Source organism: Kineothrix alysoides (genome assembly GCF_000732725.1).
Classification (GTDB): Bacteria; Bacillota; Clostridia; order Lachnospirales; family Lachnospiraceae; genus Kineothrix; species Kineothrix alysoides.
On record NZ_JPNB01000001.1, the window covers coordinates 947476 to 973523 of the forward strand.

Annotated in this window: 27 protein-coding genes; 17 read left to right on the plus strand and 10 right to left on the minus strand. The window is 42.9% G+C overall.

Features of this window, described 5'->3' with window-relative positions:
* The first annotated feature begins 18 nt into the window (after positions 1-18).
* The 3 genes from CC90_RS0104550 to coaBC are packed head-to-tail and all read left to right on the plus strand — an operon-like array spanning position 19 to position 5330.
* Entirely contained in the window at positions 19-1407 is a 1389-nt protein-coding gene (locus CC90_RS0104550; protein WP_031389634.1) for a glycine--tRNA ligase, read from the plus strand.
* A gap of 23 nt (positions 1408-1430) precedes the next feature.
* Complete coding sequence (alaS, locus tag CC90_RS0104555) at positions 1431-4070, plus strand: alanine--tRNA ligase (protein WP_031389635.1); 2640 nt, start codon at positions 1431-1433, stop codon at positions 4068-4070.
* 33 nt (positions 4071-4103) lie between these two features.
* A complete protein-coding gene (gene coaBC, locus CC90_RS0104560; RefSeq protein ID WP_035315152.1) occupies positions 4104-5330 on the plus strand; it encodes a bifunctional phosphopantothenoylcysteine decarboxylase/phosphopantothenate--cysteine ligase CoaBC in 1227 nt (408 codons plus the stop codon).
* Between the two features lie 145 nt (positions 5331-5475).
* Here the strand turns inward: coaBC and CC90_RS0104565 are convergent, their stop codons facing one another.
* The 6 genes from CC90_RS0104565 to CC90_RS0104590 all read right to left on the minus strand — a co-directional run bounded on the left by CC90_RS0104565 (position 5476) and on the right by CC90_RS0104590 (position 10489).
* A complete protein-coding gene (locus CC90_RS0104565) occupies positions 5476-6501 on the minus strand; it encodes an IS30 family transposase (RefSeq protein ID WP_031389637.1) in 1026 nt (341 codons plus the stop codon).
* Between the two features lie 366 nt (positions 6502-6867).
* Entirely contained in the window at positions 6868-7620 is a 753-nt protein-coding gene (locus tag CC90_RS0104570) for a rolling circle replication-associated protein (RefSeq protein ID WP_051869283.1), read from the minus strand.
* A gap of 56 nt (positions 7621-7676) precedes the next feature.
* A complete protein-coding gene (locus CC90_RS0104575) occupies positions 7677-7934 on the minus strand; it encodes a hypothetical protein (protein WP_031389639.1) in 258 nt (85 codons plus the stop codon).
* Positions 7935-8015: 81 nt separating this feature from the next.
* Positions 8016-8645 (minus strand): zonular occludens toxin domain-containing protein, encoded by a 630-nt coding sequence (locus CC90_RS0104580; RefSeq protein ID WP_035315154.1) that lies wholly within the window; start codon positions 8643-8645, stop codon positions 8016-8018.
* 10 nt (positions 8646-8655) lie between these two features.
* Positions 8656-8892, minus strand: coding sequence for a hypothetical protein (locus tag CC90_RS0104585; RefSeq protein WP_031389641.1), 237 nt, complete (start codon positions 8890-8892; stop codon positions 8656-8658).
* Positions 8893-8896: 4 nt separating this feature from the next.
* Positions 8897-10489, minus strand: coding sequence for a hypothetical protein (locus CC90_RS0104590; protein WP_031389642.1), 1593 nt, complete (start codon positions 10487-10489; stop codon positions 8897-8899).
* Between the two features lie 64 nt (positions 10490-10553).
* Between CC90_RS0104590 and CC90_RS0104595 the strand changes: the two genes are divergently transcribed.
* Entirely contained in the window at positions 10554-10844 is a 291-nt protein-coding gene (locus CC90_RS0104595) for an adaptor protein MecA (protein WP_031389643.1), read from the plus strand.
* A gap of 290 nt (positions 10845-11134) precedes the next feature.
* Here CC90_RS0104595 and CC90_RS24810 read toward each other — a convergent pair whose 3' ends face one another.
* The 4 genes from CC90_RS24810 to CC90_RS0104620 form a co-directional block, all read right to left on the minus strand.
* Positions 11135-11263: a hypothetical protein gene (locus CC90_RS24810; RefSeq protein WP_278245456.1), complete on the minus strand. Its 129-nt coding sequence runs from the start codon at positions 11261-11263 to the stop codon at positions 11135-11137.
* A 10-nt stretch (positions 11264-11273) separates the two neighbouring features.
* On the minus strand, positions 11274-11999 hold the full coding sequence (locus CC90_RS0104610) for a hypothetical protein (RefSeq protein WP_031389644.1): 726 nt from the start codon (positions 11997-11999) through the stop codon (positions 11274-11276).
* Positions 12000-12341: 342 nt separating this feature from the next.
* The gene (locus tag CC90_RS0104615; protein WP_031389645.1) at positions 12342-12623 is read right to left on the minus strand and encodes a hypothetical protein; all 282 of its coding nucleotides are present in this window, start codon (positions 12621-12623) and stop codon (positions 12342-12344) included.
* A gap of 235 nt (positions 12624-12858) precedes the next feature.
* Positions 12859-13554 (minus strand): hypothetical protein, encoded by a 696-nt coding sequence (locus CC90_RS0104620; RefSeq protein ID WP_031389646.1) that lies wholly within the window; start codon positions 13552-13554, stop codon positions 12859-12861.
* Positions 13555-13811: 257 nt separating this feature from the next.
* On the opposite strand from CC90_RS0104620, the gene rpsU reads away from it, so the two are divergent.
* The 13 genes from rpsU to CC90_RS0104690 all read left to right on the plus strand — a co-directional run bounded on the left by rpsU (position 13812) and on the right by CC90_RS0104690 (position 26026).
* Positions 13812-13988 carry a 30S ribosomal protein S21 gene (gene rpsU, locus CC90_RS0104625; protein ID WP_016290398.1) on the plus strand — a complete coding sequence of 59 codons (177 nt, stop codon included), beginning with the start codon at positions 13812-13814 and terminating at the stop codon, positions 13986-13988.
* Positions 13989-14176: 188 nt separating this feature from the next.
* Positions 14177-14770 carry a putative ABC transporter permease gene (locus CC90_RS0104630; protein ID WP_031389647.1) on the plus strand — a complete coding sequence of 198 codons (594 nt, stop codon included), beginning with the start codon at positions 14177-14179 and terminating at the stop codon, positions 14768-14770.
* A gap of 68 nt (positions 14771-14838) precedes the next feature.
* Positions 14839-16002 carry a D-alanyl-D-alanine carboxypeptidase family protein gene (locus CC90_RS0104635; RefSeq protein ID WP_031389648.1) on the plus strand — a complete coding sequence of 388 codons (1164 nt, stop codon included), beginning with the start codon at positions 14839-14841 and terminating at the stop codon, positions 16000-16002.
* A 76-nt stretch (positions 16003-16078) separates the two neighbouring features.
* Positions 16079-16948, plus strand: coding sequence for a metallophosphoesterase (locus CC90_RS0104640; protein ID WP_242843242.1), 870 nt, complete (start codon positions 16079-16081; stop codon positions 16946-16948).
* 102 nt (positions 16949-17050) lie between these two features.
* The gene (locus CC90_RS0104645; RefSeq protein WP_031389650.1) at positions 17051-17809 is read left to right on the plus strand and encodes a segregation and condensation protein A; all 759 of its coding nucleotides are present in this window, start codon (positions 17051-17053) and stop codon (positions 17807-17809) included.
* A 62-nt stretch (positions 17810-17871) separates the two neighbouring features.
* Positions 17872-18441: an SMC-Scp complex subunit ScpB gene (gene scpB, locus CC90_RS0104650; RefSeq protein ID WP_031389651.1), complete on the plus strand. Its 570-nt coding sequence runs from the start codon at positions 17872-17874 to the stop codon at positions 18439-18441.
* A 64-nt stretch (positions 18442-18505) separates the two neighbouring features.
* Positions 18506-19768 carry a D-alanyl-D-alanine carboxypeptidase family protein gene (locus CC90_RS0104655; protein WP_035315432.1) on the plus strand — a complete coding sequence of 421 codons (1263 nt, stop codon included), beginning with the start codon at positions 18506-18508 and terminating at the stop codon, positions 19766-19768.
* 285 nt (positions 19769-20053) lie between these two features.
* Positions 20054-21484, plus strand: a complete 1431-nt coding sequence (locus tag CC90_RS0104660; protein WP_031389653.1) for an acyl-CoA carboxylase subunit beta — start codon at positions 20054-20056, stop codon at positions 21482-21484.
* A 14-nt stretch (positions 21485-21498) separates the two neighbouring features.
* Positions 21499-22212 carry an OadG family transporter subunit gene (locus CC90_RS22920; RefSeq protein ID WP_031389654.1) on the plus strand — a complete coding sequence of 238 codons (714 nt, stop codon included), beginning with the start codon at positions 21499-21501 and terminating at the stop codon, positions 22210-22212.
* A gap of 54 nt (positions 22213-22266) precedes the next feature.
* A complete protein-coding gene (locus tag CC90_RS0104670; RefSeq protein WP_031389655.1) occupies positions 22267-22689 on the plus strand; it encodes an acetyl-CoA carboxylase biotin carboxyl carrier protein subunit in 423 nt (140 codons plus the stop codon).
* A 48-nt stretch (positions 22690-22737) separates the two neighbouring features.
* Complete coding sequence (locus tag CC90_RS0104675; protein WP_031389656.1) at positions 22738-24165, plus strand: oxaloacetate decarboxylase subunit alpha; 1428 nt, start codon at positions 22738-22740, stop codon at positions 24163-24165.
* Positions 24166-24449: 284 nt separating this feature from the next.
* Positions 24450-24998 carry a TetR/AcrR family transcriptional regulator gene (locus tag CC90_RS0104680; RefSeq protein ID WP_031389657.1) on the plus strand — a complete coding sequence of 183 codons (549 nt, stop codon included), beginning with the start codon at positions 24450-24452 and terminating at the stop codon, positions 24996-24998.
* Between the two features lie 86 nt (positions 24999-25084).
* Positions 25085-26026, plus strand: coding sequence for a MurR/RpiR family transcriptional regulator (locus CC90_RS0104690; RefSeq protein ID WP_031389658.1), 942 nt, complete (start codon positions 25085-25087; stop codon positions 26024-26026).
* Positions 26027-26048: the final 22 nt, after the last annotated feature.

A 26048-nucleotide genomic window follows, 5' to 3' on the forward strand; every position in this document is an offset into this window, starting at 1 on the left:
GGGCAGGAGGGTGTAATCATGGAAAAAACAATGGAGAAAATAGTAGCACTGGCGAAAGCGAGAGGATTTGTATATCCCGGCTCCGAGATTTATGGCGGGCTTGCCAATACATGGGACTATGGTAACCTTGGTGTGGAACTGAAGAACAACGTAAAGCGTGCGTGGTGGCAGAAATTCATTATGGAGAACCAGTACAATGTAGGCGTAGACTGCGCAATACTTATGAATCCTCAGACTTGGGTGGCTTCGGGACACTTGGGGGGGTTTTCAGATCCCTTGATGGACTGTAAGGAATGTCATGAACGCTTCCGCGCAGATAAGATTATCGAGGATTATGCGGCAGAATATAATGCTACTCTGGATGGTTCAGTAGACGGTTGGTCACAAGAGAAGATGAAGCAGTTTATCGAAGATAACAATGTACCCTGCCCTACCTGCGGCAAACATAATTTCACTGATATCCGCCAGTTCAACCTGATGTTCAAGACCTTTCAGGGAGTGACCGAGGATGCGAAGAACACCGTTTACTTAAGACCGGAAACCGCACAGGGCATTTTCGTGAACTTTAAGAATGTACAAAGAACCTCCAGAAAGAAGATTCCTTTCGGTATCGGGCAAGTGGGAAAATCTTTCCGTAATGAAATCACTCCGGGCAATTTTACCTTCCGCACGAGAGAGTTTGAGCAGATGGAGCTGGAATTTTTCTGTGAACCGGATACCGATCTGGAGTGGTTCGCTTACTGGAAGCAGTTCTGCATCGACTGGCTGAAGACGCTGGGCATGAAGGATGAAGAGATGCGTGTCAGAGACCACGATAAGGAAGAGCTTTCATTCTATTCCAAAGCGACTACGGATATCGAATTCTTATTCCCCTTCGGCTGGGGTGAATTGTGGGGAATCGCAGACAGGACCGATTATGACCTTACTCAGCATCAGAACATCTCCGGTCAGGATTTGACATATTTTGATGACCAGAAGAACATAAGATACGTACCCTATGTTATCGAGCCGTCTCTCGGCGCGGACCGCGTAGTTTTGGCTTTCCTCTGCGCAGCTTATGATGAAGAGGAAATCGGTGAAGGCGATGTGCGCACCGTACTTCATTTTCATCCGGCGTTGGCTCCGGTTAAGATCGGAGTGCTTCCCTTGTCCAAAAAATTGAACGAAGGCGCGGAAAAGATATTCATGGAACTGTCCAGGAAATATAACTGTGAGTTCGACGACAGAGGTAATATCGGTAAGAGATACCGCAGACAGGATGAAATCGGAACTCCGTTCTGTATTACTTACGATTTTGAATCAGAGACGGACAATTGTGTCACCGTACGTTTCCGCGATTCCATGGATCAGGAACGCGTAGCCATTTCTGACCTCGACGCATATTTTGCCGATAAATTTACCTTTTAGGAACGAAAGAAAGGATTATGGAAATGAAACAGTATGGAGTGAACGAACTTAGAAAGATGTTTCTTGAATTTTTTGAAGGGAAAGAACATCTGGCGATGAAGAGCTTTTCGCTGGTGCCCCATAACGACAACAGTTTGCTGCTGATCAATTCCGGTATGGCTCCTTTAAAACCGTATTTTACGGGACAGGAGATCCCTCCGAGGAAAAGAGTAACTACCTGTCAGAAATGTATCCGTACCGGCGATATTGAAAATATAGGAAAAACTGCCCGCCACGGCACCTTTTTCGAGATGCTGGGCAACTTCTCTTTTGGTGACTACTTCAAGCATGAAGCCATTGCCTGGAGCTGGGAGTTTTTGACTGAGGTAGTTGGCCTGGAAGCGGATAGATTATATCCTTCGGTATATTTGGAGGATGATGAAGCCTTCGATATATGGAATAAAGAAATCGGAATCCCGGCGGAGCGCATTTACCGCTTTGGCAAGGAAGATAACTTCTGGGAACACGGTTCAGGACCATGCGGTCCCTGCTCGGAGATATATTATGACCGCGGAGAAAAATATGGCTGTGGAAAGCCCGATTGTAAGGTGGGCTGCGAGTGCGACCGCTATATCGAAGTGTGGAATAATGTGTTTACCCAGTTCGAAAGTGATGGCAAGGGCAACTATGCGGAACTTGAACAGAAGAATATCGATACGGGAATGGGACTGGAAAGACTGGCGACAGTCGTGCAGGATGTGGACTCTATTTTCGATGTAGATACCATTCAGGCGCTTAGCAGAAAGGTATGCGAGATTTCCGGTAAAGAATATAAGAAGAAATATGAGTGGGACGTATCCATCCGTATCGTTACCGACCATATCCGTTCCGCGGCTTTTATGATTTCTGACGGTATTATGCCAACCAACGAGGGACGGGGCTATGTGCTTAGGCGAATTATCCGCCGCGCAGCAAGACATGGACGGCTTTTGGGAGTGGAAGGACAGTTCCTTGCGGACTTGAGCAAAACGGTAATCGAAGGAAGCAAGGACGGTTATCCGGAATTGGAAGAAAAGAAGGATTTTATTTTTAACGTGCTCACGCAGGAGGAAACGAAGTTTAACAAGACCATCGATCAGGGACTTGTCATTCTCGGTGAGATGGAGGCTTCCATGGAAAAGGACGGCGTAAAGGAGCTGGCCGGCGGAGATGCATTTAAACTTTATGATACTTATGGTTTCCCTCTTGATCTGACAAAGGAAATCTTAGAAGAAAAAGGTTTTACAGTAGATGAAAAGAGCTTTGCGGAGGCGATGCAGGAGCAGAAGGTAAAAGCCCGTTCTGCGCGCAAGGCTACGAACTATATGGGAGCCGATGTTACGGTATATGAGTCCATAGACCCTGCGGTTACGACTCAGTTCGTAGGCTATGACAGACTGGTGCACGATTCCAAGATTATTGTGCTTACCACGGAGACGGAGCTGGCAGAGGCGCTGACGGACGGTGAGATGGGAACGATCTTCGTAGAAGAGACTCCTTTTTATGCGACCATGGGCGGCCAGAGCGCAGATATCGGAGTAATCTATGCCGGGGATTCTCAATTTGAAGTGGTGGATACGGTGAAGCTGCTTGGTGGTAAGGTAGGACATATAGGCAAGGTGAAAAAGGGCATGTTCAAGGTAGGAGATAAAGTGACCTTATCGGTGGACGAGCAAAGAAGAGCGGATACATGCAAGAACCACAGCGCCACCCATTTGCTCCAGAAGGCTCTGCGAACGGTGTTGGGCACTCATGTAGAGCAGGCTGGTTCTTTCGTGGATGGAGACAGACTCCGCTTCGATTTCAGCCATTTTTCAGCTATGACGGAAGAAGAAATCGCTAAGGTAGAGCAGATTGTAAATGAGAAAATCGAACAGTCGCTGCCTGTATTCACGAGTATCATGACGATAGAAGAAGCCAAAAAGGGCGGAGCGATGGCTTTGTTCGGTGAGAAATACGGAGAAACGGTACGTGTTGTTAAGATGGGGGATTTTTCCACTGAATTGTGCGGCGGTACCCATGTGGCCAATACGGGAGCGATATCTGCTTTTAAAATCATATCCGAAAGCGGCGTAGCGGCAGGCGTAAGAAGAATCGAAGCGCTGACGGGAGCCGGTGTGTTCCATTATTATGCGGAGTTGGAAAAGACTTTGGAAGAGGCTGCGAAGGCGGTAAAAGCTACTCCTGCTTCCCTTGTAGAAAAACTTGAGCATCTGATGGCGGAGATAAAGGCACTGCAAAGCGAAAATGAGTCCTTGAAGAGCAAAGCTGCCAAGGAAGCGCTTGGCGATGTTATGGACCAAGTAAAGGAAATAAAGGGCGTGAAGCTTCTGGCTGCCAAGGTATCCGGAGTGGATATGAACGGCTTGCGTGACCTCGGCGACCAACTGAAGGAGAAGCTTAAGGAAGGTGTTGTCGTTCTCTTATCCGAGGAAGCGGGCAAGGTGAATATGATAGCTATGGCGACAGAAGGTGCAGTGGCAAAGGGAGCACATGCGGGCAATCTGATAAAAGGAATCGCGGCTCTCGTTGGCGGCGGGGGCGGCGGACGTCCGAACATGGCTCAGGCAGGCGGCAAGAATCCGCAAGGCATAGATGCTGCGATTACAGAATCCGAGAAAGTGCTGGAGACACAGATAATTTAAAAAGTATAGACAAAAAGAAAGTAAAGGGGCGGCATGTTAGAAGGGAAAAACGTTGTTTTGGCAGTAAGTGGAAGTATTGCGGCATATAAAATTGCCAATTTGGCAAGTATGCTGAAAAAACTAAATGCTAATATCACTGTTCTGATGACGCAGAATGCAACAAACTTTATCCATCCTGTTACTTTTGAGACTTTAACCGGAAACAAGTGTCTCATCGATACCTTCGACAGGAATTTTCAATATAATGTAGAGCATGTTTCCCTTGCCAAAAGCGCAGACATTGTGCTTGTGGCACCGGCTTCCGCCAATGTTATCGGCAAGCTGGCACATGGAATTGCCGATGATATGCTAACGACCACGGTCATGGCCTGTTCTTGCAAAAAAATCGTAGCCCCGGCTATGAATTCTTATATGTATGAGAATCCCGTTGTTCAGGACAACATAAAATTGTTAAGAAACTACGGTATCGAAGTGATTGAACCAGACAGCGGCTATCTGGCATGCGGAGATACCGGTGTGGGCAAGATGCCTTCGGAGCAAGTGCTGTTAGAACATATTCTGCGTGAAGCAGCGTTTGAAAAAGATCTGACAGGCAGAAAGGTGCTGGTAACAGCGGGCCCTACCCGGGAACCAATTGATCCGGTAAGGTTTTTGACGAATCGTTCCACAGGGAAAATGGGTTATGCGATAGCGAAGCACTGTATGCAAAGAGGCGCAGAGGTCACCCTGATTACAGGAAAAACTGAGATAACAAAGCCTTTTTTTGTAAAGGTAATAGAAGTAGAAACGGCTGCAGATATGTTTGAAGCGGTAAAAGACTGCTATGAGGAGCAGGATATTATTATAAAAGCGGCCGCGGTGGCAGATTATCGTCCTGCATTTGTATCGGAGCAAAAAGTAAAAAAGAAGGATTATGAAATGACGATTCCATTGGAAAGAACAGAGGATATTCTGCAATTTCTCGGGAATAATCGGAAGCAAAATCAATTTTTATGCGGGTTTTCCATGGAAACAGAAAATTTATTGGAAAATTCCAAAGCTAAATTGCGAAACAAGCATATAGATATGATAGTAGCGAATAATCTAAAAGAGGATGGTGCAGGATTTGGTGTGGATACCAACATAGCCACATTGATTATGGCGGACAAAGTCATAGAACTGCCGATTATGAGTAAAGATGAAGTCGCAAAACAAATTATAGATACAATACAAATAATGCTAAACGTAAATAATTTGGAAAATGTCAACATAAAACGCTAAAATAAATTAGTTTTGTCACTATGCACAAAAATACACCGATAATAGATGGCTGTTTTTGTGCATAGTGTATTTTGGACGTACTTTTACAAGCGTTCCCTTCGGGAAGAGGGGCGCGCCTATTGGTTTCTATATTCAGTTACCGCGATTATGGGATTGCTAAAGATTTTCTATATTCATTGACACTAAGTCCACCAAACATTTTACGCGGATAGTTATTAATCCAGTCTTCAATATACTGTATCTTGTCCACACTATAATCGGCAATATCTGCTCCCTTTGGTATATGCCGCCGTATCAGCTTATTGGCATTCTCATTACTTCCCCGTTCACTACTACAAAAGGGATGGCAGAAGTAGACGGAAGTACGCGGCTTTACTCCATATAAGGAACGCTCTATTTCATTATGTGCAGAAAATTCTACCCCATTATCACAGGTAATAGTCTTAAATGTGGAACGAAAACGCCGTGTACCGTATTCCCTTTCTATTCGGTCTAGTGCCTTTACAACACTCTTTGCGGTACGGTCACGAATCGGCTTTACAATCTCCTTACGGAGCATTCTTTCCGTAAGGACAAGTAAACATGCCTTGCTCTTTCCCTTGCCGCTATAGACCGTGTCCATTTCCCAATGACCGTATATTTCACGTTCATTTACTTCCTTTGGGCGTTCTTCAATTTTCTTTGCACCAGTCATATGATAACAATGACGTATTTTCTTTTCCGTTCTTTTTGTCTTTTGATATGGCAAATCCTTTGCACTGATAGACCAAAAAAGACGCGAGTGAATATAACTATACAAAGTAGCCGTACATATGTCAGTCTTAAAGTTACCACTTTTACGGACAGTGACAAGGGCGGCATAAGGAGAATATTTCTCCTCTTTTATGAGCCGTTCCACCTCATGCATAAAAGCATAGTCATTACCGACCTTCAAATCAATTCCTTTGTTATGTCCCCGTTCCTCTTGAATGCGTTGACTCACATCCGCACAATATACCGATTTTTCAAGCCACGTCTGACCGTCACGCATTAAGACCGTTCCCCGTTTGATTTCCCGATAGACCGTTGTATAATGCTTTCCAATCCTTTGTGCGATTTCCTTCGGATTCTTTCCGTCCTTTAACATGGTTTCAATGATGTAACGCTCATGCTCTTTAATGTATGCACTCATTTTTTCCCCTTTGAAAAAGTTCGAACGTTCGAACTTTTAAAATGATAACGTTAGTGTACCTAATAAAGAGTAACAAATCAAAAAACACCCTATCAAATGGGGCACAGCTTTGCAGTGTGCTTTGACAGAGTGTTTTTTATTTGTTTGGGCGTTACTGGTAACAGTAGGCCGTGTTTAGTTTGACACGTTATAGGTCTTTATAGGTGGATAGTTATTTCCGCGTAAACATGACCTATGAACATAATGCATGTGCTTTTTATTTTTGCCGATTGCTTCATGAGGTTGATTGTCTATATAGCGATAGCAGACAATACACATTTTCCCGTTGCCGTTTTGCCATTGTTCCATAACTCTACCCCTTCTATATTAATCTCTTAATTCATAATATGTCACCCGTTGATGTGCTTCAGGTATATCTATGGTTTTACAATAAGTGATACGGTCAGCGTAAATCTGCTGAAATTCTTCTTCATCTTCAATACAAAACTCCGGCTCTACAATCTCTATATTCTGTGATGTATAATACCGCTTTTTATTCTTAAGATGGCTAACCGTTTGTTTCGTGATATACTTTGTGATGTAAGATGATACCCTTTCTGTGTCCTCAACCCGTGTCGCGGTGGTAAAACCCAATGTCCAATCCTTTATATTAAAGATAGGCTTACCGCTCTTACGGTCATTATGTCCGCTATAGGCGAAGCACAGACCGCCACAATCTGACAATAGACCGTGGAAGTGGTAATGTTTCCCGTCCGCATGTAATTCGGGCACAATTAGATATTTCATATTTGGACACTTTCCACGTTTTCGAAAGTTATTTAAATATTGAGTTAATTTCTTGACTATCTCGTCATAGTCGGATGAATCCGTTTTCTGACGGTCAAATGTAAGCGTGATAAACCATTCCCAACGATTACTGCGCGCTATCTGATAGATTCTATTTTTCGTATTTTTTAATGATACGGAAAGGCAGTGCTTTTCTTCCTTTTCCGTTCTTTCCCTTTTTTGATATGTCTTTTTGAAGTTTTCGTTTTTTAATTCGCCGTTGTGAATAGTCTGCTTATAAAACGTTACATGTTGGCCTGCGGGGTAGTCAAAAACCCTACAGTTGTAATCCATATCAATTTTCCCTTTTTAATTTTAGTTGCAATATGTACTATAACTTATTGCTATTGTCAAGTAGGCGGCAGTTGGCAAAAGGGGCAATCCCGAAATAACCGTTGCTGTGCTTCTTTCTCCTTTGCTTGTTTTTCCTCCCGCATAGAATCACAGACTATCTTTATATTATGATTCATCACCGCATAGGCATTTTGGCGGGAGAATCCACCCGTAATAAGCGATTCCAGTGTATCAAAAGGAAGTTCCCCAAACCGCCTTAAGTAAGAAATATCAACACTTCCCATACAACAAGACCTTTTCATTTTATTTGTCATAAGACCATCCTTTCCAAGTTCGAACGTCCGAACTATTAGAAACCGCGAAGGTATCGGGCGGGGCCCCTCAGTCCCCTTCCCTCAACCCTTCGCAGTTTCAAACATTTTGTACGTATCATACATGTTAAAATACTTTTTCTTGCCGATAAAAAATTCCGCCCCAAGTCGTTCCTTCATTGGATACCACATTTTGACGGAAACGAAGAGAGAGCCACCAGAAAGCAAACCGAGTACCTTTCCCGCCGCGCCGTAATTATTTACTTTGCGGTGTATCAATTCATATTCGATAAGAGAGCGGATTTGTCTATCTATCATGCGGTCAAACTGACTAATTAAGATAATATCAAAGCCTAATTTCCGATGTTGTGTAAAAAAAGTAAGCCATTCACTACGCCCCGACATTTGCCATTCGCGACTATTAAACATGATTTGACATTCATCAATTACAAGAAGAAATTTCCCCTCGGGCAATGGCTTGCCTTTATAATAATGATTACGGAAATCACGAGAAAACTTTTCTAGTCTTTTAGGCGTTAATCGGTCATTATCTATCGATAGATATTTACCTTTATGTCTGCCCTTGATAAGATTAGTGTTAAATGTAAAATTGCCGATAACAACACCGTTATAATTCTTTACACGGTAATACAATTTTTCCGCAAGGTGTAAACTTTTTCCACTTCCGGGGGTGCCACTATATAATGTAATCATAAGATACCCCCTATTCGATAGCCTTTAACCATCGCAAGATAATGCCGTAAAAATACCAGAGGAAAATAGATACTAACCACGCCCCGCCGATAGCGAGAAAATTCTTTACGGGTATGAACCAATTTAAATAACCAAGATATGGAAGGCTCGCCAGTGAATCAATATATCTTGAAAAAGGCGAAACGGGCATGACCATATACACCGCATCTAAAAGGGCATTTGTAATTTCTTTCATAAATGCAATCATAATATCACCATTTGATTACCTTTCCCGTAATAAGAGCAAGCCCCAAAATAAATAAAATCGTCTCACAAGTGCGAAATATCTTTGCAAGAGATTCAAATTCGGCCATATCTATTACAAATGTATAATTGATGTGAAATGTATCTGCCCGAATAGGGAGTTCCCAACGGGGAGCAACGGGGGTAGCTTCTAACACCCGAAACAAGTCGATTATGTCAAACGGAATACAAAAAGGAAATATTCCGCTCCAATCCTTTGTCATTTTGTCAGTTCCTATTCCTTCATTATCGGGAATAGGTGTGGGTTCAATTTCAGGTTTTGGTGTGGGTACTGTTGGAGTGTCTGGGTTCGGAGTGGGATTGACCACTTCTTTTATAATTTTTTCTACCACTTTCACGTGTTCATCTGGTGTGGGATATTCGGGAATAGGTTGCGGGTTCGGGTTTGGGTTTGTGCTAGGATCAGTAACAACACCATAAGAGGGCAATAATTCCTCTTGAAATCTTGCTAATATATCCGCGAGTGCATCCGCGCTGATACTAGGCGGTATAATAAGACCAGTGCTCGAATCCGATGTGATAAGAGGGAGAAGCATATTTTTTATTTGAGGTACAATATCTGGATAATTAATTGGCTCTTTTCTGGGATTAATAGCAGAACTCGTATCATTGGTACGAAAATTCAAATATTTGCTCATAGCTTCCATATCAGAAAAAACAGGCATATTCGTTGAATAAGAAGCAACAGGGTTAATTTCACTAAAATAATGACTCGGTATAGTAATACCACCAGCATATGGAACATATGACCATACTAAAGGCATAGACCATTTATTCACACCAGAAGAGCCACTTTTAGTATCCAAAACCCCCTGATAAAAACGTAAAGGATAACTATCGTTTGCATTATAATAAACGGCATATCTATAAAGAGTACTGCTAAGAGATGACTTAAGCGCATATGAATTAATAAAATAATATCTCGCATGAGTATAGTTCATACCATCATCTACAGACATATTCAAAAGGATATCGCCAGTTGAGGATGTATCATATTCACCATTCCACCCATATTCGGGCGATGGAACAGAAAACAATTCTTGTGATATTTTACTATCTCCGTCTTCATAAGTTTTATGGACGAATCCAGCAACAGCCGCCACAACACTTGCACCGATAGTATATTTATCTGTTTTTAACCACTTTTTCCAACCGTTTTTATCTTTCGGGTCTTCTGGTGGTTCTTCACCCGAGGGCTTAGGAGAGAATGTCACTATATCACCGTCACGAATAGCACGTATAATGTGCTTAGTAGATATTTGTCCATCATCTACCTCAGGAACCTCCGACCCCCCAACGTAATCCATAAATTTATCGAATGTATCTTGTTGGGATTCATAACTATCATAGATTCCATACGCACCAGCCGCAACAAAAGCTGTCATTAAAAGATTCCACAAAACAGCACCCGTTTCAATAACAGCGGGAACAGCAACAACAGCGGCTTTCGCTTCTATAGGTTTAAATAATACCGACATAATACTTGTGGTAAGTATGACAGATGCTAAAAATACAATAAATCCACGCTTTATAGGCTTCATAAAACACCCCTTTCATAATCTATTTATTTATGGTAAAATACCCCTTAAAAGGGGGTATTTGAAAATGGACAATAATTTAATATGTGACTATATGGACGGTGTCATAATTGAAAAAACAAATGATAATAAATTACGATGTATTTTTACTGATAAAATACTAGAAAATTACGAAATACAATCAGCAGAACTATTCGAAACTGATAAACCTAAAATACAAGATTTCTATGAACTTGTATTAAAAAGAGCCAAAGAAGATTTACAATTCAAATGTAAAAAGCATATAGTAACAGAGTTACAAAGTAGTAATGAAAATTCTTTAGTTTTACTTATCTATGACGATATAGAAATTGATTAAAAAATAGGTTGCCGATACTGTTTATAAGTAACGGCAACCGTTTTTATAATCTTAAGCTTTGCCCGTGAGCTTTTTGAACAGCTTCACGCCGAAAATAACTACCATTACCGCACCAACGATTCCGAGTGCGATAGGAAGTACCAACGTTAATACAGACATAATACCACTTCCAATATCAGTAAGTGATGCTACTAAAGCAGTTTGTACAGCTTCCATAAGATACCCCTTTCCAAGTTCGAACGTTCGAACTTTTATTTTTTTATTTATATCAATGCGCATTTGATAACAGTTTAAATAGCCTTGTCAAAAAGGCTAAGGATGCCACGAATGGCAATACCTATAATAATAGGGATAAATCCCAACCCGATACCGATAACGATACCAAGGCTTAAGATTTTGCCAATTTCTTCAATTCCCATGTGATACCCCCTAACGCTTTAGATAGCTAGAGATTATTAAGGCACAAACAATGCCGAATAACATAGCGCCTACCGTTACATATATATAAAATCGGTTTGAATTTACTTCATCGGCCTGCAATGCATATTCGCGATTATGTTCTATATTATCGCTTATGATGGAGTTACCGGAAACGGTAACACTTTCTAAGTCGGTTATCTTATCTACTGATTTTGTAAGGCTTTCAGATACCGCATTTATATTTTCAAGTACCGATTCCCTATAGAGGACAGTAGATTCTGTTTGCATGTTCCTTTCCTCTAGGGATTCCATATTCTCAAGAATCGAATTAAGACCGATAACACATAAGTCGATAGATTGATTAATTCTCTGCAAAAGAGTACTACTATCAAGCTGATATTGTTCAATGTTATTCACCCTTTCTTCTAAGTCATGAATATTACCACCAGTTTCCTGTAACCAAAGTTCTATCGCGTTCAATCTATTATCGTCTGTAGGTTGCTCGTTATTTTCCGAGATATCATTATCTATAGAATGTTCTGAATATTTCGTACTATCATTATCCAAAGAGGATTCAAGACCTTCCGCGCTGTTATCAGATACATTTTGCATGTCAGTTTCCAAATATTCCCCCGTTTCACTTGCATGAACAGCAAGGGAGAATAGGGGAGAAACAAAGAGAATCATGCAAACGACAGCTACGGAACGAAAGGTTATGTTTTTCATTTTCTTCATATAATCCACCTTTCTAAATGGGAATGTTACCAAAAACATAGCGAAGCCACGTTATTAAATTTCGCAATAGAAACGCCATTTCCGCGAAGGAAGACCACTGGCTTATGTAGGCTTTGAAAATAGTTTGAGTTAATCAACCGCAAGCGGTTAGCGGGTTCCTACGTCACCCACGTGAGTAAATCATTCTTCATGAAGATATCAAGAGTATAAAATCATGAAAATTAGAAACGAAAGAAGAAACGCTGAAATATGTAAATAAATAATTTCCATATATTATTACTCCTTTAAGGGAAAAGCAAGCCGCCACAAATGCGATGAAATGCAACGGCTTGCGGGGGAAAGCTACTTTTTGTCAGGTGTTTTCAAATCAGAATTGGAAACCGATTCTTTTTCGTTTGAAAGCAGTACACCGCTAACAGACAAAGATTTGTATTGGTCATTATAAGAAAATTGCAGGCCGTAAGGCTTCATAGGGTCTACGGATTCAAAGACTTCTTTACTACAAGAAATTGTTCCGGCTTCTGAATCTTGTAAAATAGCAAGATTGTAATAAGTATTTCCGTTAGTGCCCACACGGCTATTCTTTGCTAAAATCATAACTCCACAATTTAAAGATAATTTCATTTTAATTTCCTCATTCTTTCTAGTTCGGACGTTCGAACTTTTTGATATATGTGTTTGATAGGTTGCATATAATAAAAGCGTGGGAAAGGAACTGAAATCCGTTGTATACCGCCTTTTTACTACGAAGAAACCACGCTTTATCAACTTCTATTTGTGCCAGTAGATAAGTAGGTGGTCAGCCTCCACTGGCTATTTACCCAGCTGACGGGTGAGCTCATAAATTTTAAAATCCGGTTTACCAAGTATAAGCTACTTCAATCTTATATTCCTTACCCGCTTTCTTTGCGGCGGTAAAATTGCGGCTTATCATGTTTTCCAGAGAATCGCGGTGTTTCAGATAATCATCAAGACTTTTAAATGTAATCATGACAGTGCGATTAATTTCTTTCGATTCAACATCAACCGTATTATCATCAGAGGAAGAATCAGAAGAACTATTGTTGTGACGGCCTTCGGACTGTTCCGTCTCCCCTTTTTTAACCTTTTTCATTTCACGAACCGACATATCGGAGTTGATTTTCTCAAGGTCTTTTTCATCCATGCCGAGCATGACAATAAGCTGACTGGATTTATAGGTCTTATATTCATCGGCGATAGGCTCACTTATGTGGCCATCAATGCGCTTTCCGAATCGCTCTACTACATTAATAAAGTTGTTTGCCGTACCACGGGCAATTCCAAACTCAGCCTTCGCAAAGGAATAAACGTCTTTGTAACCAAGAGCCTTAAAAGCTCCGTTTTCATTAATCCAATAGAGGTTAAAAGCGATTTTGGAAAAACTGCCTTCGATTTTATTCATTTCGGAACGAATGATTTTTACGTGACTGTTAAGTTCTGTTATCATTTCCTTACTGTAAACATCAGCCGGAGGATTCATTGTTGAATTATTGTCAACAATTGCAACTGTAGTTTCCATTTTTTTCTTTGCCATAATATTTTTACCTTTCCTTTCCCGCGAGTTCGAACGTTCGAACTTTTTCCCCTGCACTTTTTTGTGCGATTTCTTATTACTCTTTTATTATAGAATTTTCAAAACGTAAATAATTTTTAAAAATAGGTTGACTGCTCCAAAAAATGTGATATAATCATTATTGTGCATAACGATATGCAAGCATATCTGTGCGTAAATAGAATAAACCCAATCAGTCGTGTTGCTAGGAAGGGACTGAAGGGAGGTCGGGTGTAGGAATGTCAAACGTAATCGTAAAAGAAAACGAGACTTTGGATAGCGCTTTACGTCGCTTTAAAAGAAGCTGTGCGAAAGCTGGAATTCAGCAGGAAATTCGTAAGAGAGAGCATTACGAAAAGCCAAGCGTAAAACGCAAGAAGAAATCTGAAGCAGCAAGAAAACGTAAATATAATTAATTGTGTGAGCGACAAGTCCTTGGTTTTTAATCAAGGACTTTGTTATGTAATAAGAAAATGCTCCTATTACATAAAAAATGGATGCGCAGCTACGCGTAACAAAAGCTGCGTTGCCAAACATTGACTGCGAGAGTGGACGAAGTACACTTTTGCTAAATTATGATATGTTTCATAGCGGGGAATTCGATATGTGGACAAGAGAAATACTAGGAACGGATATTTATCATCTTGTTTTGGCATTCGTCATCTACAGCATGCTTGGCTGGCTGGTAGAATCCATTTATATGTCATTGTGCAACAAGAAGTTGACGAACAGAGGGTTTGCAAAAAGTCCTTTTTGTCCGATTTACGGCTTTGGCGCAGTGATAGGATATGCTATACTCCATCCGTTAAACGGTCATTTTTTTGAATTGTATTTGGCGGGAGCCGTAATGGCGACGGTTTTCGAGTTTTTGGTTGGAAAGCTCATGCTTAAGCTGTTCGGAGAAGTCTGGTGGGATTATAACCATAAACCATATAATTATAAAGGTATCGTATGTCTGGAAAGTACGGCTGCCTGGGGCTTGTATGCGGTGTTCATCATCACTTTCCTGCATTCAAAAGTGATTGGTTTTATCGACGGCCTGAGTTTTTCCATGGGAAGCCGCGTATGCGGAGTGATACTTGCTGTCGTCACTGTGGATTATATTGTTCAGTTGACCCGTGCATTTCGCATCGATATACGCGGGCAAAGGGACAGATGGGTGGATAAATATCAGAACTTTAAAGCGAGATGGTATTAAAAAGCGGTTCTAAACGGAATCGCTTTTTTATATTTATAGTAGTAGAACACCTGACAGGAGTGTGTATTGTGAAGAAATTGGTGAAAGCTGCTATTTGCTACGGGTTCAGTATCTGCTTGTTTTTCTCCTCCATACTTTACGCGAGGGCGGTGCCGGAGGTGTCCGCGCCTTCTTACATATTGATAGAAGCTTCTACGGGGCAGATCATCTGCGAACAGGAGGCGGATGCGGAAAGGAGCCCTGCCAGCATAACAAAGATTATGACGCTGTTGGTTATTTTTGATCATCTCAAGTCGGGAAGAATACACTTGGACGATCAGATTATGACCAGCGCGTATGCCAAATCCATGGGCGGTTCCCAAGTGTTCCTGGAAGAGGGAGAGGTACAGACCTTAGAGACCCTGATAAAGTGCATTGCTGTAGCGTCGGGAAACGATGCCTGTGTGGCGGTGGCAGAATACATTGCGGGAAGCGAGTCCGAATTCGTTAAGCTGATGAACCAGAGGGCGGAGGAACTCCGTATGGATCATACGCATTTTGAGGATTGCTGCGGGCTTTCCGATTCGGATACCCATTATACCTCAGCCAGAGATGTGGCGACTATGTCGAAGGAGCTTATAACCAAGTATCCCGAGGTGCTGGATTATACACAGATTTGGATGGAGGATATTTCTCATGTGACGAGGCAGGGGACCTCCGTTTTTACGTTGTCCAGCACTAACAAGCTTTTAAAGCAGTACGAGTGGGCTACGGGACTGAAAACCGGTTCCACGAACAAGGCGAAATACTGTCTTTCGGCAACAGCCAATAAGGACGGCATCGAATTGATTGCGGTAGTTATGGCGGCTCCGGATAATAAGATAAGATTTCAGGATGCGATGTCGCTGCTTAACTACGGCTATAGTGTGAGCAACATTTATGTGGATGAGAACAAAGATACCCTGCCTGCACAGATTATTAAAGGCGGCGTAGATGATACCGTAAACTTAAGTTATGCCGGAGAGTTCAGATATCTGGATACCAAGGGCAATAACCTGACAGAAATCGAAAAGACCATCAGCCTTCCGGCTCAGATAGAAGCTCCGATAACGGAAGGGCAGGCAATCGGTGAAGCGGTTTACCAGCTGGGCGGACAGAGGATAGGAAGCATATCCATCGTTGCGGCCAAGGCGGTGGATAAAGCGGGATATAAAGACTATGTGATAAAGACGATTCGTTATTTCCTTTTATAAATCAAAAAAATGTGGTACACTAAGGAATAACTGGTATAAAAATACCGGCAAAAGGCTTGATAGACGGAGGAATGAGATGCCGGAGATGGGATCAACGATCATACGCGTGCTTGAAATAGCGCTTCTCATGGCGTTTGTCATATCGATTATTTATGACAGCACTCGTTTTGTGAAGAGAGAATATGTGATATGTTCAGAGAAGGTTTTAAAAAAGAGTAGAATCGTTCTGTTGTCGGATCTGCATAATAAATGTTTCGGGCATAAGAATGAAGATTTGATAAAGGCGGTAGAGGAGGCTTCCCCGGATTTTATTCTGGTTGCAGGAGATATGGTGACAGCTGCTGAGAAGAAGACAAAGTACGAGGAAATAGTGGAGTTTTTGGGTTGTCTGGCATCGAAATATCCCGTTTTTTATGCAAACGGAAATCATGAATACCGGATTAAGACATATAAAGAGGCTTACGATGATTTGTATGAGGAATACAAGGAGAAGCTGATCAAATGCGGCATCCGCCTTTTGGAAAACGACAAAGTCTATCTTTCTGATATCAATGTGGAAATCTGTGGTTTGGAGATAGAAAAAAAATATTATAAGAGGTTCCGGCAAACTCCTATGGAGGAAGGCTATATTGATCGCCTTTTCGGAAAAAATACAGATGGGGCTTTTAGACTTCTGATCGCCCATAACCCGGATTATTTTAAAGAGTATGTAAAATGGGGAGCGGACCTTACTGTGGCGGGACATGTGCATGGCGGAGTGATGAGGCTTCCGTGGCTCGGAGGGGTAATTTCTCCGATGGTCCGTTTTTTCCCTAAATATGACGGTGGTTTGTTCATGGAAGATGATTCCGTGATGGTGGTGAGCAGGGGACTTGGAATGCACACGATTCCCGTTAGGATATTCAATCCGGGAGAGCTTATCGTTATTGATTTGTGTGGAAAATAGGCATGCGGTATCAGATGATTATACTTGAAATTATTGGAATTTCTATGTAGAATAATAAATACGGTTTTTGAACGGACAAGATTTATAAAGTTGGGGTGGAATATGGCAATTCCGGTTAAGCTGCAAGTATTTGAAGGTCCTCTGGATCTGCTTTTGCATTTAATTGATAAGAATAAGGTGGACATATACGATATACCGATTGTGGAGATAACAGCGCAGTATTTGGATTATATCAAGAATATGGAAACCGAAGATATGAACGTAATGAGCGAATTCCTCGTTATGGCGGCAACGTTGATTGACATTAAGTGCAGGATGCTCCTGCCTAAGGAAATCAACGAGGAAGGCGAGGAGGAGGACCCCCGTGAGGAGTTGGTCCAGAAGCTGTTGGAGTATAAGATGTATAAATATATGTCCTTCGAATTGAAGGACAGACAGATGGACGCCCAGCGTGCGCTTTACAGACAGCAGCATCTGCCCAGGGAAGTGGCGGATTACAGACAGCCGGTGGACTATGAGTCCCTGCTTGCGGATGTCAATTTGAATAAGCTGCACGAAATTTTTCAGTTTATGATCAAGCGGCAGGAGGACAAGATCGATCCTGTCAGAAGTACCTTTGGGAAAATTGAAAAAGATGAAATCGATATGGATATGAAGACAGCATATGTGATAGAATACGTGAAAAGCCATAAGCGCTTCGGATTCAGACAGCTTTTGGAGAAGCAGAAGAGCAAGATGGAAATCATAGTGACCTTTCTTGTCATACTGGAAATGATGAAGATAGGGCAGATCGACATCGAGCAGCAGGATATATGTGACGACATTATTATTACGTCCAAGCTGTTGGCAGAGGCCATATAATACATAAAAGCGGATATAGTGTTATGCGATATAAGGGAAATTGTGAAAGATAGGGATGAACATTGGAGAGACAGAGTGCGGAAGCGATTATAGAAGCCATTCTTTTTACGATGGGAGATTCAGTGGAGATAGCGAGGCTCGCCGAGACCATAGAAGAGGATGTTAAGACGACGAAAGAGATTCTGGCAGGAATGAAGGAAGGATATGAGAAGGATAACAGGGGAATAACGCTCATAGAGCTGGAGGACTCCATTCAGCTTTGTACAAAGCCCGATATGTATGAATATCTTATAAAGATAGCTAAGACACCGAGGAGGTTCATACTTACGGACACTCTCCTTGAGACTTTATCGATCATTGCCTATAAGCAGCCGGTGACCAGACTGGAAATTGAGAAAATCAGAGGCGTGAGCTGTGACCATGCGGTGAACCGTCTCGTGGAATTCAATCTGGTGACGGAGGTTGGAAGGCTGGACGCGCCGGGAAGACCGCTTTTATTCGGTACCACGGAGGAATTTTTGAGAAGCTTTGGAGTGAAATCCCTGGGAGAGCTTCCGGAGCTGAATTCAGTGCAGATGGAGGAGTTCAAGCAGCAGGCGGAGGCGGAAGTACAGCTTCAACTGGATATTTAAGTGCGTTTCTATTTTGCCCTCCGGCGGCATATATTTAGACGATGAAGGTTTATCGGGAAATCATATGAAGAAAGTGGAGAGGAAATATAAACGGTTTGTTTATCTTGTGATAGCGGCGCTTTATCTGACCGCAGCGGTATTAGCGTGTGGAAGCCATGCCCTCGCAAAAGAAGGAAACGAAGAAGAAAATAGTACAAACATAAAGCTATACGCCCGTTCGGCAGTCCTTATGGATGCAGATTCCGGGCGTGTTTTATTTGGCAAGAATGAGGATGAGGCTATGCCGATGGCAAGCACAACAAAAATAATGACATGTATCATCGCCCTTGAAAACGGCAATCCTGAAGATATCGTTACGGTATCCGGATATGCGGCGGCTCAGCCCAAGGTCCATTTAGGCATGCGTGCCGAGCAGCATTTCAGGCTGGAAGATTTATTATATTCCCTGATGCTGGAATCGCATAACGATTCGGCAGTAGCCATCGCAGAGTATATCGGAGGAAGCGTGGAGGGCTTTGCCGGGATCATGAATAAAAAGGCGAGGGACATAGGTTGTGAGAATACCTTTTTTATTACGCCCAACGGATTAGACGCCACGTCGATGGATGAGGCAGGAGAGGCGAAGGTTCATTCTACCACGGCCAGTGATCTGGCACGCATTATGAAGTACTGCATCGGAGAGTCTGAAATGAGTGAGGAATTTCTGCGGATAACGAGGACGCAGAGCTATTCCTTTTCCGATGCGGAAGGAAAGAGAAGCTATTCCTGTACAAATCACAACGCCTTTCTGTCTATGATGGATGGTGCTCTTTCAGGAAAGACCGGATTTACCAACAATGCGGGCTACTGCTATGTAGGAGCGCTGAAAAAGGACAACAAGACCTTTATCGTAGCTCTTTTGGCTTGTGGCTGGCCGAATAACAAGAGCTATAAATGGAGCGATACAAAAAAGTTGATGGCCTATGGATTAGAAAACTATGAATACCGCAACGTATATGAACCGGTGACGTTCGCCCCTCTTTGGGTGGAAGGTGGGGTCCCGGAAAACGGCAAGCCCTATGGGAAAGCATATACGGAGTTAGAAATAAAGGGGGACGATACGAAGGAGTTGAACCTTCTTCTCAGGGCGGATGAAGAGGTAGAAGTGAAGCGGACTTTACCGGAGGAATTGAAAGCGCCTGTGGCAGAAGGAATAAGGGTGGGAGAAGTAAGTTATTACCTCAGTGAGGAGCTAATAAAGGAATATCCGATCGTAGTAAAATCCGGGGTTCTCTCCATGGATTTTCCGTGGATACTGCGATATATATTGACTTTATATGCAATATAAAATTGTGTTACTGTTAACTTCGTTCACAGTAACACATGATTTCTGCATTTAAATTCGCTGCGCGAAGCAGAAATCATCTCTTGCATCACGTTCTTACGCAGTTTAACAGCAAGTGTTAAACTACTGTGTAAACAGTTACAAAATTACTGGAAAATTTGCTAAATTTTCAAAATTATTCTAGGATAAAAATTCTTTTTGTGTTATACTACTACAGTATGATTATAGGGAAGGAATTCCCTGCTAAATTGTTTTTTTTTATTTAATATAAAATGGAGGACTGAAAAGATGAGTACTACTTCACAAGCGAGTCAAAGAATCAAAACTTTACTCGATGAAAACAGTTTCGTTGAAATAGGAGCACTTGTAATGGCAAGAGCGACAGATTTCAATTTGAAACAGACAGAAACTCCTTCTGACGGTGTGATTACCGGTTACGGAGTAATTGACAGCAATCTTGTGTATGTCTACAGTCAGGATGTTTCCGTGTTGAACGGAACAGTTGGCGAGATGCATGCGAAGAAAATTGCGAACCTCTATGATCTGGCAATGAAGACGGGTGCGCCTGTTATCGGTTTGATTAATTCTGCCGGACTTAGATTGCAGGAGGCTACGGATGCTTTAAACGGTTTCGGAGAGATTTACATGAAGCAGGTGAACGCATCGGGAGTAATTCCTCAGATTACAGCTATTTTTGGAACTTGCGGCGGCGGACTCGCACTGATTCCCACGCTGACTGATTTCACTTTTATGGAGGAGAAGAGCGGAAAATTATTCGTGAATGCTCCTAATGCAATCGACGACAATGAAATTTCTAAATGTGACACTTCTTCCGCAGTATTCCAGAGCAAAGAGGCCGGCATCGTGGACGTGGTTTCGGACGAAACGAGCGTTCTTGCACAGATCAGAGAACTTGTTTCTATTCTTCCAGCGAGTAATGAAGACAACATGTCTTTCGACGAGTGCATGGACGATTTGAACAGAACATGTGAAGAACTTGTAAACTGTGCTGGTGATACTTCTATCGCTCTTTCCCAGATTTCAGATAATGGTATTTTCTTCGAGACGAAGAGAAATTATGCAAAGGATATGGTTACCGGTTTCATCAAATTGAACGGAGCGACCGTAGGCGCTGTTGCCAACCGTACAGAGGTTTTTGATGCAGAAGGAAAGTCGGTAGAGAGCTTCGATGCGGTATTGTCTGCAAAGGGTTGTGATAAAGCGGCAGACTTCGTTAATTTCTGTGATGCCTTCGATATTCCGGTACTGACTCTTACGAATGTAAAGGGCTTTGCTTCCAGCAAATGCGAAGAGAAGAAGATTGCAAAAGCAGCAGCGCGTCTTACATACGCGTTTGCAAATGCAACGGTACCTAAAGTGAACGTTATAACGAAGAAGGCTTTTGGAAGCGCATATGTTGCAATGAACTCCAAGGCTCTTGGCGCAGACATCACGATGGCTTGGCCGGATGCTGAAATCGGAACGATGGATGCGAAGCTGGCGGCAAAGATTATCTGTGATGGACAAGGTTCCGAGGCAATTGATGCTTGTGCACAGGAATATGCGAAGCTTCAGACCAGCGCAGCAGGCGCGGCGGCCAGAGGATATGTGGATCAGATCGTCGAACCTTCCGAGACGAGAAAATATATAATCGGCGCTTTCGAAATGTTATATACAAAACATGAAGATCGTCCGGCTAAAAAACATGGTACAGTTTAGAAAGGATACTTAATATGAAAAAATGGTTATTAGTATTAGGTATGATTACCTGCATCTTCGGCGTGAATCTATCGGCTGAGGCGGCGGAGACTACAGCAGCGGTTCCTGAGGTGTCAGAAGAAGAGGTTGCGGCATACGGGGATCAGCTCGTGGAGTCCATCGCTACGGTCTGTGCTCAGAATATGCAGTCCCAGTATGCATCGAACGCAGTAATTGCTGCGGCTCTCGACAGCTGGACGGTTGCGCTTGAGGATATGGGTAGTTATGTAAAGATATTGGAACATACGGCAGAGCTTACGGCTGACGGCGCCGTTGCGAATGTTAAGGTAGAAGGTACGAAGAGCGATGCGATGGTAAAAATCGTCATGGACGAAACGTATAATCTCGTCAGCATTACTACGACTCCTATCAGCCCCGTGGGTGAATGGGCCAAGACCGGTACGATTGTTGTATTAGTCGTTCTTGGAGCAGCATTCGTAGTATTTCTGATCGTTGGTTTTGCCAAATCTCGTTCCGGATTCGTTCCGAAGATCAAGGCTGCGTTCACGGACCAGCCGGAAGCAGGCAGACAGCCGGATAACGCGATCGCTCAGATCGTAAGTAAAGAAGAATACTTCGATGACCGCGAACTGGTGGCGGCTATCGCGGCAGCGATTGCAGCTTCATCGGGAGCTTCTTCTACAGATGGCTTCGTCGTTAGATCCATCAGGAAAAGAAGGGTATATTAAACAAAAATTTAATTTTTATTGTGAGCTTATTATATAAGTAGGAGGAAGATTGAAATGAAGAATTATACCATTACCGTTAATGGAAACGTATATGATGTAGTAGTAGAAGAAGGGAGGACTGCAGGAGCGTATGCTGCTCCCAGAGCAGCAGCGCCTGTAGCGGCACCCGCACCTGTAGCAGCAGCGGCTCCGGCACCTGTAGCGGCAGCACCGGCACCCGCAGCGGCTCCGGCACCTGCAGCAGCACCCTCTGGCACAGCTGGAAGCGTAAGAATCGAAGCCGGCGCGGCTGGTAAGGTTTGCGGCGTTGAAGCGAAGGTTGGACAGGCAGTTAAGGCTGGCGATCCGGTAGTTATTATTGAAGCGATGAAAATGGAAATTCCGGTTATTGCACCTCAGGATGGCGTTGTTGCCAGCATCGATGCAGCGGTAGGCTCACCTGTAGAAGCGGGAACCTTACTTGCAACCTTGAATTAATTGCAGGAATCCGAAGTAAGACAGCTAAAATAATAGGAGGAATAGAAAATGTCAGAACAGGTTAAAAAACCGATTGGAATTGTGGAAACCGTTCTTCGTGATGCACATCAGTCCTTAATTGCGACGAGAATGCCTACCGAAATGATGCTTCCAATCATCGATACAATGGATAAAGTAGGCTATCACGCAGTGGAATGCTGGGGCGGCGCTACTTTTGATGCTTCTCTTCGTTTCCTGAAGGAAGATCCGTGGGAAAGACTGAGAAAATTAAAAGACGGATTTAAAAATACGAAGCTGCAGATGCTGTTTCGCGGACAGAATATTTTGGGATACCGCCCTTATGCGGATGACGTAGTTGATTATTTCGTAGAGAAATCTATCGCAAACGGTATCGATATCATAAGAATATTTGACTGCTTCAACGACCTTAGGAACCTTCAGGAAGCAGTTAGCGCTACCAGTAAGGTAAAGGCAAGAGAAGGCAGAGGACATGCACAGGTTGCTTTGTCCTATACGTTGGGCGATGCCTATACGCTGGATTATTGGGTAGACATGGCAAAAAAGGTTGAGGAAATGGGAGCAGATTCCATTTGTATCAAGGATATGGCAGGCCTCTTGCTTCCTTACGAAGCTACGAAGATGATTTCTGCGATGAAGGGAGCTACTTCTCTTCCGATAGAGCTGCATACGCATTATACCTCTGGTGTAGCCAGCATGACATATATGAAAGCAATAGAAGCGGGAGCAGACATCATTGACTGCGCAATCTCTCCGATGGCTATGGGTACTTCACAGCCTGCAACTGAGGTTATGGTTGAGACCTTCAAGGGAACTCCTTACGATACGGGTTATGACCAGAACGTTCTTGCAGAGATTGCTGATTATTTCAGACCTCACAGAGATGAGTGGCTGGCAAGCGGCCTTCTCAATCCGAAGGTTATGGGCGTTGATATCAAGACCTTATTATATCAGGTACCGGGCGGTATGTTATCCAACATGGTCAGCCAGTTGAAAGAGCAGAACGCGGAAGATAAGTACTATGATGTGCTCAGAGAGATTCCTGAGGTTCGTAAAGACCTCGGAGAGCCGCCTCTTGTTACTCCTTCTTCCCAGATCGTTGGTACGCAGGCTGTATTTAACGTACTTATGGGAGAACGTTACAAGATGGCTACGAAAGAGACGAAAGCGGTACTTCGCGGTGAATACGGCCAGACTGTAAAACCGATGAATCAGGCCGTAATCGATAAGGTTATTCCGGGCGAAGAAAGAATTACCTGCCGTCCTGCCGATTTGATTGAGAACGAGCTGGATAAACTCGAAGCGGAAATGAAGGAATGGAAACAGCAGGATGAAGACGTATTATCTTATGCGCTCTTCCCTCAGGTTGCCGTTGACTTCTTCAAATACCGTCAGGCTCAGCAGGAAAAGGTCGATATGACTCAGGCTGACACAAAGAACGCAGCTTATCCTGTATAATAATGAAAAGCAAAGAAGGGATTGCCGTTTTACGGCAGTCCCTTTTGAGTTACTGTTCACTCCGTTCTCAGTAACACATGATTTCTGCATTTAAATTCGCTCCGCGAAGCGGAAATCATCTCCTGCATCACGTTCTTACGCATCTTAACAGCAAGTGTTAAGATGCTGTGTGAGCAGTAACTCTTTTGATTTTCCTTTTAGCACACTTTTGTTCACTTCATTGACAGAGAAAGCAATCCATAGTAAAATAATAACGGTTGTTATTCACAAATGGAGGATGCGTTATGGCAAGAAAAGAAACAATTGTACAAAGTGATATTTTGCAGGCGGCATTTGAAATGGTCAAAGAAGAAGGCTACGAGAACGTGACTGCGAGGAAACTGGCAGCGAAGGCAGGATGCTCGACACAGCCGATTTTTCGTATTTACCGCAATATGGAAGAGCTTATGGAAGAGTTATTTGCCATGGCGGTGGACTATTTCGAGACCTACTATGAAAGCTTTCCGAAATATAACGATATTCCTTTTGTGGATTTGGGACTTACCTACATACGTTTTGCCGAAGAGAATAAGAATATCTTCCGTCTGCTTTTTTTGTCGGAACAAAGGCACGGAAGAAGCCTTTATGATTTGCTGAACGGGAAAAAGGGCGCGGTTGTGAGAGAAATCAATTATGCGAAAGAGTATGGCTGCATGTCTCCGGAGGAAATGTTCACCAAGATGTGGATATTCATTCATGGGGCGGCTTGTATGGCACTGACGGGGGATTACGATTTGCCGGAAAGTGAGACGGTAAATCTGCTGGAGGATTCTTTTCGGTCCTTTTTGAAATAAATATGTATAGTGATATGATTTTAAACAATTATATTAATAATAATTTATATAGAAGAAAGAAGTCAGAATGTAAAGGGAAAGAATAAATGGAGAAGCAAACAGGCGGCAAAAATGACAGCAGCATAAGCATAATATCGAGAATGGAAGAAGGCTATGGGAAAATGAGCAAGAGCCATAAGGCTATTGCTGCTTTTATTACCGACCACTATGAGCAGGCGGTGTTCATGACGGCGGCGAAGCTTGGAGAGACGGTAGGTGTCAGCGAATCTACTGTAGTACGATTTGCTTCGGGCATCGGCTATGACGGATATCCGGAATTCCAGAAGGAACTGGAGGACTGGGTTAAGGACAAGCTGAATACGGTACAGAAAATCGGAGCGAAGTATGGGAAGAGCACTCAGTCGGAAATACTGACTTCCGTATTGCGCGCCGACATAGAGAAAATTCAGGATACCATAGAGCATTTGGAAGGAGCTTCCTTCGAAATGGCGGTGGATACCATTTTAGAGGCCGAGACGATATATGTGCTTGGAATGCGAAGCTGCGAACCGTTAGCCAGCTTTCTTCATTTTTATTTAAATATGATAAGAGGCAACGTAGTCCTTTTAAGCAGCACCAGCGTCAGCGAGATTTTTGAGCAGATGATCCGGATCGGGGAGAGGGATGCGATTGTGGGGATCAGCTTTCCAAGGTATTCCATGAGAACTTTAAAGGCTATGGAATTTGCCAACGACAGAAATGCAAAAGTAATTGCCATTACAGACAGTGTGCATTCCCCCATGAATTTATATTCCTCCTGCAATCTGTTCGCAAGAAGCGACATGGTTTCTATCGTAGATTCCCTGGTAGCGCCCTTAAGCGTTATTAATGCGCTGGTGGTAGCTCTCTGCCTGAAGCGTCCGAAGGATGTGAAGAGTAATCTGGAGCAGTTGGAACAAGCTTGGAATAATTACCAGGTATACCTAAATGATGAGATTAACTTTATCGATGAGGAGCCTATGTTAAATAATCCTCTTACGAAGGAATAAAGTGATGACCGGAGAAAAAGCT